This window comes from uncultured Campylobacter sp. (genome assembly GCF_938030785.1).
GTDB lineage: Bacteria > Campylobacterota > Campylobacteria > Campylobacterales > Campylobacteraceae > Campylobacter_B.
The window spans coordinates 43,895-55,974 of sequence record NZ_CALHIK010000134.1; the positions used below are offsets into that span (position 1 = coordinate 43,895).

Annotated in this window: 11 protein-coding genes; 1 reads left to right on the forward strand and 10 read right to left on the reverse strand. The window is 47.7% G+C overall.

Going from position 1 to position 12,080, the window contains the following annotated elements; all coding sequences use genetic code 11:
• Nucleotides 1-414: 414 nt before the first annotated feature.
• The 7 genes from infB to bamA all read right to left on the reverse strand — a co-directional run bounded on the left by infB (nucleotide 415) and on the right by bamA (nucleotide 9,554).
• Complete coding sequence (gene infB / locus Q0438_RS07715; RefSeq protein WP_299189899.1) at nucleotides 415-3,120, reverse strand: translation initiation factor IF-2; 2,706 nt, start codon at nucleotides 3,118-3,120, stop codon at nucleotides 415-417.
• Entirely contained in the window at nucleotides 3,104-3,331 is a 228-nt protein-coding gene (locus Q0438_RS07720) for a hypothetical protein (RefSeq protein ID WP_040304108.1), read from the reverse strand. Before Q0438_RS07720 ends, infB begins: the two co-directional genes overlap by 17 nt.
• Before the next feature lie 21 nt (nucleotides 3,332-3,352).
• Nucleotides 3,353-4,234 carry a homoserine kinase gene (thrB, locus tag Q0438_RS07725; RefSeq protein WP_299189901.1) on the reverse strand — a complete coding sequence of 294 codons (882 nt, stop codon included), beginning with the start codon at nucleotides 4,232-4,234 and terminating at the stop codon, nucleotides 3,353-3,355.
• Nucleotides 4,235-4,242: 8 nt separating this feature from the next.
• Entirely contained in the window at nucleotides 4,243-4,641 is a 399-nt protein-coding gene (locus Q0438_RS07730; protein ID WP_299189904.1) for a glycoprotease, read from the reverse strand.
• Between the two features lie 64 nt (nucleotides 4,642-4,705).
• The gene (lpxC, locus tag Q0438_RS07735) at nucleotides 4,706-5,590 is read right to left on the reverse strand and encodes a UDP-3-O-acyl-N-acetylglucosamine deacetylase (RefSeq protein ID WP_299189906.1); all 885 of its coding nucleotides are present in this window, start codon (nucleotides 5,588-5,590) and stop codon (nucleotides 4,706-4,708) included.
• Between the two features lie 50 nt (nucleotides 5,591-5,640).
• Nucleotides 5,641-7,020, reverse strand: a complete 1,380-nt coding sequence (locus Q0438_RS07740) for a M23 family metallopeptidase (RefSeq protein ID WP_299189908.1) — start codon at nucleotides 7,018-7,020, stop codon at nucleotides 5,641-5,643.
• A gap of 281 nt (nucleotides 7,021-7,301) precedes the next feature.
• Complete coding sequence (bamA, locus tag Q0438_RS07745; protein WP_299189910.1) at nucleotides 7,302-9,554, reverse strand: outer membrane protein assembly factor BamA; 2,253 nt, start codon at nucleotides 9,552-9,554, stop codon at nucleotides 7,302-7,304.
• Nucleotides 9,555-9,635: 81 nt separating this feature from the next.
• Here bamA and Q0438_RS07750 point away from each other — a divergent pair, with 81 nt between their 5' ends.
• A complete protein-coding gene (locus tag Q0438_RS07750) occupies nucleotides 9,636-10,466 on the forward strand; it encodes a prephenate dehydrogenase (RefSeq protein ID WP_299189912.1) in 831 nt (276 codons plus the stop codon).
• A 120-nt stretch (nucleotides 10,467-10,586) separates the two neighbouring features.
• Here the strand turns inward: Q0438_RS07750 and Q0438_RS07755 are convergent, their stop codons facing one another.
• From Q0438_RS07755 to Q0438_RS07765, 3 genes are all read right to left on the reverse strand, one after another.
• Nucleotides 10,587-11,318 (reverse strand): metallophosphoesterase, encoded by a 732-nt coding sequence (locus Q0438_RS07755; RefSeq protein ID WP_299189913.1) that lies wholly within the window; start codon nucleotides 11,316-11,318, stop codon nucleotides 10,587-10,589.
• 99 nt (nucleotides 11,319-11,417) lie between these two features.
• The gene (locus Q0438_RS07760; RefSeq protein ID WP_299189914.1) at nucleotides 11,418-11,840 is read right to left on the reverse strand and encodes a hypothetical protein; all 423 of its coding nucleotides are present in this window, start codon (nucleotides 11,838-11,840) and stop codon (nucleotides 11,418-11,420) included.
• Between the two features lie 22 nt (nucleotides 11,841-11,862).
• A partial coding sequence (locus tag Q0438_RS07765; RefSeq protein ID WP_299189915.1) for a tRNA-dihydrouridine synthase occupies nucleotides 11,863-12,080 on the reverse strand: 218 nt, incomplete at its 5' end.

Sequence of the window (12,080 nt, forward strand, 5' to 3'; positions counted from 1 at the left end):
TTGCCGCACACTGCGCCGCTTCGAAATTTATCTTAAATTTTAAAAACGCTTCGATGCTACACGAAAGCTAAATTTTACCGCTTTAAAATTTCAACTTTGCGATTAAATTTAAAAATTTAAGTCGCATGGAAAATCCGCGATCAGCAAGCGGCGTAAATTTAAAATTTGATCGCAAAGCCGCGCTGCAAGAAAAATCTAAAACATTAAAATTTTAAAATTGACGCTATGCGGCAAAGCCTCGCGCAGAAACCGACAAAATTTAAAGCCTTGCTCACGCGCTCCGTCGCTAAATTTAAAAAGCGAAATTTTACGCCCAAATTCTGCGAGCATAAAATTTCAAAGCGCGATCGAAGCTTAAAATTTAGCCGCAAGCCGTGCAAACGAAGCGAATGCCCACGCGGAATTCCGCGAGCATTAGTCGATCGTAGCCTGCTCCTCTTTTTGCTTGTAGCTTTCGATGAAATCGCCCACGCGCATATCATCGTAGCCCTCGATGCCTACGCCGCACTCGAAGCCCTTGGCGACCTCTTTGGCGTCGTCTTTGAAGCGCTTGAGCGAGCTGACATTGCCTTCGAAAACGATGACTCCCTCTCTGATGACACGGATCTTTGCGCCGCGAGCGATAAGGCCGTCGGTAACCATACAGCCCGCGATCTGCCCGATCTTAGGCACGTTGATGACCTGGCGGATCTCGGCTTGACCCAAGGCCTCCTCGCTGATGATCGGGCTCATAAGGCCGCTCAAAAGCGCCTTGATATCGTCGATTAGATTATAAATGACGTTGTAGGTCTTAATCTGCGCGCCGCGCTCTTTGGCAAGCTCTTTGATCTCGCCCGTAGGACGGACGTTGAAGCCCAAGATCACGCAGTTTTCGCTGGCGCTTGCCAAGGCGATGTCGTTTTGCGTGATACCGCCGATGCCGCTGTGGATGATATCGACCTTGACTTCGTCGTTGCGGAGCTTCTCAAGGCTTGCTTTGATAGCTTCCAGCGAGCCTGCGACGTCGGCCTTGACAATCACAGGAAGGCTTTTTAGCGAGCCCTCGGCGATCTTGGCGCTTAGCTCGTCAATGGTGACCTTGGTCGATTTGCTAAGCTCTTTTTGGCGCTGATGCTCGTAAATTTTGCTCGCATACTCGCGCGCTTCCTTATCGCTTGAAACGCCGATCAGCGTCTCGCCCGCGCCCGGAACCTCGCTAAGGCCTATGATGACGCCGCATTCGCCCGGCAAAATTTGCTTTAGCGCCCTACCCTTATCGTCGCTAAGCGCACGCACCTTGCCGTATGCGATGCCCGCTACGACGGTGTCTCCGACATGCAGGGTGCCGTTTTGCACGATGACGGTAGCAACCGCGCCGCGCCCTTTTTGCAGGGAGCTTTCGATGATGGTTGCCTTAGCCTGCTTGCTAGGATCGGCTTTAAGTTCCAAAAGATCGGCTTGCAAAAGCACGATCTCTAATAAATTTTCAATTCCGTCGCCAGTTTTTGCGGAGATCGGCACGAACTCATAGCTGCCGCCCCACTCGGTAGGCATGATGTCAAGCTCTGCAAGCCCCGTTTTTACGAGATCGGGATTTGCGGAGGGTTTGTCCATTTTATTTATCGCGATGATGATGGGCACGTTTGCAGCCTTGGCGTGAGCTATGGCCTCTTTGGTTTGAGGCTTGACGCCGTCGTCTGCAGCCACTACGATGATTACGATATCGGTAACCTCGGCTCCGCGCGCGCGCATCGAAGTAAAGGCCTCATGGCCCGGAGTGTCGATGAAGGTGATCTTCCTGCCGTTTTTCTCGACCATATACGCGCCTACGTGCTGCGTGATACCGCCCGCTTCGCCGCTTGCGACGCGAGAGTTTCGGATGTAATCGAGCAGGCTCGTTTTGCCGTGATCGACGTGCCCCATAATGGTAATAACCGGCGCTCTGGCGATTAAATTTTCTTCACCTTCACTATCCTCGTAAGCTTTGATGTAGTCAAACTCCTGCGCCTCATCGACGATATTTACCTCGATGCCAAACTCGCTTGCTAAAATTTCTATCGCGTCCTCGTCCAAAAAGTCGTTTTTCGTAGTCATCATCCCAAGCGCAAATAGCTTGCCGATGATCTCGCTAGGCTGCTTTTTGATCTTGTCGGCAAACTCGTAAACGCGGATCTCTTTCGGGATATTTACCGAGCTCACGCTTTCGCTATCGCGCTCGCGAGGGGCTTTTTTATGCTTTTTGCGACCGCCGCGACTTATGCCACCCTCGCCGCCGAACATCTGACTCTGAGAGGTTCGGTAGATATTGGGCTGGTTTTTATTTTTAGTGCGGTTTTCGGTCTGGATCGGTTTGACGGTGAAATCTGGCATTACCACGACGTCCTCGTCCTCGATGACGATATCGGCCATCTCATGATCTGGGATAATGTCGATTTTAAGGGCGTCCTCTTTTTTGGCAGCGGGAGCTTTTTTCTTTTCGATCTTTTTCTTTTTCAAATTTAGTTCGGCGTTTGAAAAGATCGCCTCCAAGCTCGCGCTCATCTTTTCGCGCCTAGGCTCGATTCTTTCTTGTGTCGGAGTTTGAACTTCTTTCTTCTTTTTGACAATGACTAGACCGCGGCGCTTTTGCAAGCTCTCGCTAGCGATGCTATCGCCGCTGTTTATCTGCACCGGAGCAGGCTTTGAAGCGGTATTTTGCTTCTCCTCTTTATCCTGCGCAGCGGAGGAAATTTCTTCTTTTTGATTTTGGGCTTTTTCGGTTTTCGCCTCGGGCTCTTGCGTCCGCGCTTTTTCATCGCTAGGCTCTTTGGCGCTCTGTGCGGGCTCTTTGGATTCGGAAGCTTTTAAGCTTTCCGCCTTTTTAGGGCTCTCTTTTTTAGCGGTTTTTTTAGTTTCGCTATGTTTTTTGGCGGGCTTACTCTCGTCTTCTTGCGCTTTTTCGGAGCTTTTCTTTGCGGGCTTTGACTTCTTCCCCGGCAAAATTCCCGTCTGGATATAATTGTAAATAGCGGTAGCTTCTTCCTCGCTTACTTTATTCGACGCGGTTTTTACCTTTTTAAAGCCCATCTCCTGCGCTTTTTCGATTATCTCTTTGCTTGCGTATCCAAGCTCGTCCGCGATATCTTTAATCAGAACACCCATTTAAAACCCTCTCCTTGATATGTCCCAAATCTGCGCTAGACGCAAATTTAGATAGATATTTTGAAATTTTCTCTTTTTGATTTATGCAACCGTCGCAAATATAAAATTGTCTGTTTGAGCTTATATTTTTAAAATTTTGCAAAAAGGCGTGGAGTTCGCGCTTGGCGAAGCGCCCCTTGCAAATAACGCACATCCTAATCGGTTCGCTCATGCGATTATATCTTTATTTTTCTTAGTCAATATTAAAGCCGCCATTGTCGATATCTAAAATTTCGACGCGGAAGTTTTGAAAATTTTCACTAAGGCAGGCTTTAAGCTTCGCGGCGTCGGATATGTAGGCTAAATTTAAAAAGCTTGAGCCGCTGCCGGAGAGCGAGCTCATAAGCGCGCCGTTATCATAGGCGATCTCACGCACCTTAAAAAGCTGCGGAAGCACGCCCATACGCATCTGCTCATGCATCTTGTCGATACAGGCGTAGCGCAAGCTGTCGTAGTCGCGCCGCATAAAGCAAGCGGTAAGAAACGCCGCGTGCGAGAGGTTGTTAACGCAATCTTTGATCGAAAAGCTCTTAGGCAGCTTGCCCCGCGATTCATTCGTAGGCATCGGCGTATCGGGGATAACGACGACGGCTTGCAGGTCTTGCGAAATTTCGCATTTTTGCGTGCGAACCGTCTTACCGTCCACGACGCTGCTGACAAAGCCGCCGAGCGTCGCGGGCGCGATATTATCAGGGTGATTTTCATATTCCAGCGCCGTGTTTAAAATTTTAGCGCGATCGATCTCAAAGCCGCAAACTTTATAAGCACTTGCGATGGCGCCTACAATCACGGCCGAGCTGCTACCCAGCCCGCGCGAAAACGGGATGTTGTTGTGAAAGGCAAATTTAAAATTTAACTCTTGCCCGCCGCCTAGTTTTCTGTAAATTTCATTGAAAATATTCAAAAAAGCGTTGCCCTTCTTAAGCCACGCTCTGTCGCTGCCCTCGCCGCTAAGCGATACGCAAAAAAACTTCTGCTCGGTAATCTCTACTTCGTTAAATAGCCCTAGGCTAAGGCCGAGCGCGTCGAAACCAGGGCCTAAATTTGCGCTCGTCGCAGGAATTCTTATAATCAAATTTTCTCCTAAACCGCTTCTATGATGTAATTTGGAAGTATATCATCGCTTTTATTTAAAACCGATAAATCCTGCGGCAAAGATAGCGCGGCGGGGGCGCATTTTTTCATCCTGATTTCGCCGCGCTCATAAACGTAGCTGAAGTTTTTATTTGCTCTGATCGGCCCGAAGCCGCTTAGCTCAAAGCCGCTGATCGCGCGCAGAGGTACATCAAGAGCGATGCTAAGCGTGCGCAAGATCACGTAGCTCACCTTCATACCCATGAAGCTGCCGGGAGTGTTTGCGTAGATGAGCTCTTTGATTTTATAAGTTTTTAGAATTTCGCTAAATTTGCAGATCAGAAATTCATCGGCTTTTTCGCCTTCGGCGCTTGCAAATTCCGCTATCTTAGCGCCGTTTTCATACACGCCGATCAGACATAGCGCGCTAAGAGCGGCAATTAAAATTTCAACTTCTTTGATTTTTTAGGCCTTAGGCGAAGACTGTTTGGTATTCGCGTACGATCTCGGCGGTAAGGTCAGCAAGCTCGAAATTTTTAGCGTCAGCCAAAGCTGCTAAAGTTAGTTTATGATTTAGATCGTGGCTTCCCGCAAACGCCGTGTAATCGCCCAAAATCGGGGCGCCTACGAGCGCAAGATCGCCGATCGCATCTAAAATTTTATGACGGACGAACTCGTTTTCAAAGCGCAAACCCTCTGGATTTAAAATTTTATTCTCGTCTATTACGACGGCATTTTCCAAACTACCGCCTAGAGCTAGCCCCATAGAGCGCAGCGCCTGCACGTCTTTCAAAAATCCAAACGTTCTGGCACGCGAAATTTCTTTGACATAGGATTTCTTGCTAAATTCAAAAACATAGTGCTGAGTGCCGATGAGCGGATGGCTAAATTTAATCGTATAATCAAATTTAGGGCTCTTGCTTGGGCTTAGTCGCACGAGCTTATCGCCCTCTCGAACCTCCACCGCTCGCTTGATGATGAGAGCTTTTTTATTCGCATCGAGCTCCTTTACGCCGGCTTCGTCCAAAAGCATACAAAAGCTCGCGGAGCTACCGTCCATCACCGGAATTTCATTAGCATCGACGATGATGCGGATATTATCGATGCCGTAGCCGTTTATCGCGCTCATTAGGTGCTCGATCGTCGATATATAGCCTTTGTCGTTGCCTACGACGGTTGCCATCTGCGTATTTACGACGTTTTTCGGCTCGCCTTTAAAACTAATACCGAGATCGCTTCTGTAAAAGACGATTCCACTACCGGCTTCAAGCGGCTCCAAAGTCAGCCTAATCGGTTCGCCTTTGTGAAGCCCGATGCCCACGGTATGGACTTTTTTGCCTATCGTTGTCTGTCTCATTTTTATCCTCGTTTTCATTAATCCGCGCATTATAGCAAAAATTTTAAAATTTACTTACCCTTTTGGATTAATTTTTTAGACGATTCCAAAACGTCCGAGATATTATCTTTGATCCACTTTGAATCCATCCACTCCTCCGGTCTTACGTCCACCCCCTGCACAACTATGCCGAAGTGAAGGTGATCTCCGAATGCAAAGCCGCTCGAACCCGTCTGCGCTAGCGTATCGCCCGGTTTTACGTCGCTACCCACGCTCAGTTGTGTCGCCGAGCAGTGTCCGTAGATGCCGTATAATCCGAAGCCGTAGTAAATCCCTAAATTTAATCCGAAAATTCCGTTTTCTTGCGCGAAAACCACCTTGCCGTAGTTGCTCTCTTTGATGTCGGCGTTTGCGACGCTAGCAAGATCGAGCCCCATATGCCACGACTCGCTCACCTGCCGCTCATCCATAAAAAATATCCTATGATCGGCGAAGCTCGCCACCGCCGCGCCCTTTGCGAGCGGATAGAACGGCTTTGGCTCGAAACTCTCTATTTTATCCTCATGCACCGCGCTAGTAGCGGCGTGCAGATCGTCGCTGTTTTTGTTGCGAAGCGTCTCGTTTACGAATTTAAATTTTTCCAGATCGCTCATTGAGTTAAAATTCTGCGCGTACTGGCTAGCCAGATCGCTTACCTTGCCGCTGATGAAATTTGCGCTCAGTTTGATATTTGAGAGCTTGTATTTTCTGTCCTGATAAAAGTATTTAATTTGCGAGGTGCTGACGTTGCCCGCAAGATCGGTGGCGACTACTTCGGCGCGGAATTCATCTAAATTTGCGGGCCACGCCACGAGCGAAGCGTAGTAGCCGTCCTTGACAAACGGCGTTGCTTTGAAATCTTTCCCGTAATTCGTATGGATGTAAACCTGATCCAGCCTCTCGTCCGACGCGCCGAAAACCACTACGGCGCTGCCGCCTTTGGTGATTTTGTAAGATTGCGCAATGACGTTGATGACGGGCTTTTTGTTGTCGATTATTATATTTGCGGTTTTTTCAGCCTTATTGCCTTGGGCGAAATTCCAAACGCTGACGTCGGTTGCGATAACTTCGAGCTTATAATTTTTATCGCTATTAAAGATCAAATTTTTAGGGAATTCCACCGGAATTTCGACTGCCGTTTGCGGGACGTTTAGCTCCTCGTTTACTAACGGAATGACGCTCGAGCCGTCGTTTAAATTTACGCGGATCAGTTTAAGTCCCGTGTCGTCTGAAATTTTAATCTTTAAAGGCGAGGTCAAATTCCAATAAATTTCACTTGCAAGCGCGATCTGCGGAGGATTTTTTTCAAATTTAGGCGAGGTGAAAATTCTAAAAATTCCATAGATGACGGCGCACAATATAATAAGAAGTATTAAAATTTTAAATTTGGTTTTACTGCCGTTTCTGCGCATGAGTTTGCCTTTGTGTGTGATTTTAGCCGCGATTTTACAGGCTTAACGTAAATTATCGGTAAAGTTTAGCGAAATTTAGGGGAAACGGGCGCGATTTTATGGGCGCAAATTTATCCGCGCCGAAAACCCAAAGCCGCATTAAAACCGGCAAATTTTTAAAATTTAAAATTTAAAGCGCGCTAAATTTAACTCTGCTTGCAAGCCCAAAAAAGATGAAATTTTAAAATTTAAAGCAAGTCTAAATTTAAAAAGGAGCCGCTCTTGCGACCCCTAAATTTAGACTAATTAAAGCGCGAACCTATGCTAAACTCAAAGCTATTGGTGTCGTCGTGCGGCTTTTTATTCAGAGGTTTGACGAAATACAGCTGCAAAGGCCCCATCGGCGTCATCCACTCGATACCAGCACCCGCGCTATAGCGCTCCTCCTCGTTCCAGCTATTATCGCCGATCATTCCGTAATCAAAAAAGGTTACGAGGCGCATCTTTAGCCTATCGATAACCGGGAAGCTTAGCTCAAAGGAGTTATTAAAACTCTGCATACCGCCCGTCTCGATATAGCGACAATTATTCGCGGCTAGACAAATTTGCTTTTTCGGAATGCTCCTGCTGTCGTAGCCTCTGACGTTTTTCATACCGCCTAGGAAAAGCTTTTCGTTAATCGGGATTTTTTTGCCCGTCTCCCAGATGTAGCCCGCTGCGGCCTTGTATCTGAAAATAATATCGTAGTCGATGTAGTCGCGTAAGCCAAAGTAGTAATTAAACGATCCTCGCGCTTTGGTGTATTCGATATCGCCGCCAAGACCTGCGTATTCGAGGCTCGTGCTTGCAATAACGCCACTGCGAGGCAGATAATAATCGTCGGTGTTGTTAAACGTGATCGCAGGGATAATCGAGCTTTTTAAATTTTTACCGTCTTGATAGCCTGCCGCGGCGTAGTATTGATTTAAGCCCTTTATTTCGCTCTTTTCAAAATAATAAGTTAGGCTGGCATCGGTATAGCGTCCCAGCTTGCGGCCGCCGGTGATCGAAAATCCGTAGGATTTCTCGTCGTAATCGTTCCAATCGTAGTCGTTGGCGAAGATCGCGCCGCCGAGGCTGTATTCGGAGTCAAATACGCGCGGATTGGTTAGGCTTATGCGTCCGCTTAGGGCATCGTCGCTCTTTTCGACCGAGAATGCGCCGTGCAGGCCGGTGCCGAATACGTTTCTATCGCTGATACCGCCGCTTAGTAGCAATCCGTCATCGCTTCCGTAGCCGATACCGCCGGTAATCGAGCCCGTAGGAGCTTCTTTTACGACGACCTCAAGATCAATCTTATCGTTTGAAACGCGATTTTCCTTGATCTCGACCTCATCGAAATATCCCGTACGCTTTAGCGAGCTAAGAGAGTCGTTATAATCCGTTTTACTGTATAAATTCCCCTCGGTCAGATACATCTCGCGGCGAATGACCTTATCTTCGGTTTTGTCGTTACCAGAGATCGTTACGTTTCTGATATAGACCTTATCCTCCGGGATAACCTCATAGGTGATATCGACCGTTCTTTCCTCTTTGTTTTGCTTGGTTTTAGGCACTACGCGCACGTAGGCATAACCCTGATCGGCTACTAGAGTTTCCAGCTTTTCCATATCGCGGCGTAACCAAGCGGAGTTCATAGTATCACCCTTTTCAAGCTTAAAATCATCTATGACTTCGGCCTTATCTAAAACGATATAATTAGGGCACTCGATATCTACCGAGCTTACTTTATATCGCTCGCCCTCGCTGATATAGTAGGTAAGATCGGCGGTGTAGTTATTCATATCCGCATTAAGCAGCGGCTCGGATACTTGGGCGTCCAAATAGCCCTTTTTATAATATTCCTCTTGAATTCTATTGGCGTCGTTAGGAAGCTCGGCGGTTTTTACCTTGCCGTCGTTAAAGCCCCACATCCAGCCTAAAATTTCACGCTCTTTATTGGCGACGGATGGCTCTATATCGCCATAGTCGAGCTTGTCCGCACCTACCAAATTTACCTTGTCGATTATGATATTTTCGCCGCGATTTACCTCGATCGTCAGCAAGATGACCGATTTATCGTCGTTTATCGGCTTTGGATAAAATTCCACCACGGTGTCGAAAAAGCCCTTAACCTCGTAGTACTGTTTGATGCGCGTCTCCGCCTTCTTAACCGCCACCTCGTCGTAAACCTGCCCCGGACGCAGACCGATGAGCTCATTGATCTTGTCGCGGTCGTTGGTGACTACGTTTTTGATCTCGACCTTAGCGATAGTCGGCTTCTCGGTTACGTTGATCGTTACGTCTCCGCCCTGCTCACTGATATAAACGTCGCTAAAATAGCCCTGCGCGAATAAATTTGAAATCGCGGCGTTGGTATTTTCGCCGGTGATTTGATCGCCTACTTTAAGCCCCGAAATTTGCTGTGCGACCTGCGGAGAGAGGTGTCTAAGTCCTTCAAATTTAATGGATTTGATCTGCGTGGCGCATGCTACGGAGAGCCCGCCTACTAAGAGTAAAAAAACGCTTTTTTTCATAAAATTTTACCTAAAACTGAAAATAATTTGCGTATAATACCACATTAAAATTAAAACTTGCATATATCAAAAGGGAATTTTATGAAGATAGGAATCATCGGTCTAGGTCTCATAGGCGGCTCACTCGGGCTGTGTCTAAAGAGCACCAAAATCATCAGCGCCGTCTACGGCTGCGACATCAGCCGCGAAAATGAAAAAGAAGCTCTGCGACTCGGGCTCGTACATGAAATTTTAAGCCTAAAGCAGATGAAGCAAATCTGCGACGCGATATTTCTCGCGATCCCCGTAGAGGCGATCTTGCAGACGCTTCAAGATCTAAGCGACTGCAGAAGCGAGACGACGATCATCGATCTGGGAAGCACTAAATTTAAAATTTTACAAAACTGCCCGCCGCAGATTAGACGAAATTTCATCGCGGCTCACCCGATGGCGGGAACCGAAGATTCCGGTCCGCAAGCGGCATTTAAAGAGCTTTTAAACGGCGCGGTAGTCGTCATCTGCGACGATCACGGCGCGGACGAAACACACGTCAAGCGCGCGGTCGAAATTTTTTCGTTTGCGGGGATGAAGATCGTATTTATGGACGCAAAAAGCCACGATCACCACGTGGCGCTCATCTCGCATCTGCCCCACGCGATCAGCTACTCGCTCGTAAACAGCGTTTTAAAAGAGGAAAATCGCCGCAACATCATAAATTTAGCCGGCGGCAGCTTCTCGGGCATGAGCCGTATCGCCAAGAGCTCGCCGCAGATGTGGGTCGATATTTTTAAGCAAAACCGCACGAACCTACTGGGCGCGATCGATGCTTTTAAAAACGAACTGGATCTTTGCGTGGGGATGATTCGTGACGAGCGCTGGGATGAGCTTGAGGCGTGGATGTATGAAGCGCGTAAGCTAAGGGATATTATTTAAAATTTCACGCGATCTGGCTGCGCGACGGACGCTTTAAGAACGCACCTTTAAATCCTAAAATTTCGTCTTCAGACAGCCCGCTTAAATTTAAATTTTAATCCGCGCTATCCCGATACAAACTCAAAAATCTATGCACTCCTGCGTGAAAATTCTCTTTGAGGGAAACTCCAGCGCGCAAAGCCTCGCCTTCTCGCCCCAGTGCTTTTTATAAACGCAGCCCAGATCGATATTTGCGCTAAATTCCGTAATGACGGGCTTTTTTACCGGCGTGTGCCCGTAGACATTAAAAATTCCATCATTCGCGCTATCATCTCCGCGCCCGCTTAGCACATGAGCGGCGAAGCTTTTCGCACGCTCTGCATCGTGTCTAATCCCCCACGCGCGACCCACTGCGGAGTGCGATACGACGAGAGCGCGACCGCTTTCATCACGCAAATCATACTCTAGGTAAATCGGCAGCCGCGAGACAAACCGCAGATGCTCCTTGCATTGCTTCACGCCTCCGTGACGATAATACGACGCTAGCGTCGCTTCACCACCATTATTAAACAGCCAGCTTTCATCCAGGCTAAAAAATGCGTAGAGGTCATTTAAGCTCGTAAATTTGCCCGTTTTTGCGCATCGCAGGGCGGTTTTTGCATTACGCACGAAGCTTCTTTCGTGATTACCCATCACTGCGTCATATCTTCCTGCGCGCACAAATTCAACCACATCCGCGCTCGCAGGGCCTCGGTCGATCAGATCGCCAACGAAGCAAATTTTACTATCAAATTTATGCGGCAGCTGCTCTATTAACGCCAAAAGCGATCTGTAGCAGCCGTGCACGTCGCCGATGATGTAGATATTTTGCATAATTTCTCCTTAAATTTTAACGCCCTCGCCTTTTAACGCGCGGGCTGTGATTGTAAGCGGTAGATAAAAGCTCTGCGCTAAATTTTAAAATTTCGCGCGCTAGGACTTGGGCGGATAAATCTGCTTTAAGACCCTATTTACGACTAGCAGAGCAAGGATATAAGCTGCGAAAATACTGATTACCAAATCGCCTCCGCACCACCCTAATACCGTGGCAATCGCTATCCCGACAAGGGGCGATACAATTAAAACCGCTACGGTAGGCAAAAATAGATTGACGAAAAAATCCGCAAGCTTACCAAAATCCTTTAACTTTGCGGCAAGTATCGCACATGTCCAGCAGAAAAATATCCAAAAAAATAGGAAATATGCGAATTTTTTCTGTAGCCATTCTATAGGATCGTCAAACTGGGCGCTAGATGTGTAAAAAAACGGTTCTATCATAAAACCAGCCAAACTCGAAACGCACATAAAGCAAAAACTCATCGAAAATGCGCAGGCTATAATTTTTAAAATAATCATCAAAGCTCCTAAAATTCTAACTTTAGGCGAAAAATTCCTCGATCAGCCGCGCCATCTCGCTCTCGGCGGCGACGTGGTTGATCTGCTCGCGAAAGCTTGCGGCGTTTTCGCGCCCCTTGGAGTATTCGTGCAGATGCTTGCGAAATATCGCCACGCCGTGGCTACCGTAATGACTTAGCATTTGAGAGAAATGATAGAGCACGACCTCCCTTTTTAGCGCGTCGCTTGCGCGTTCGCCCG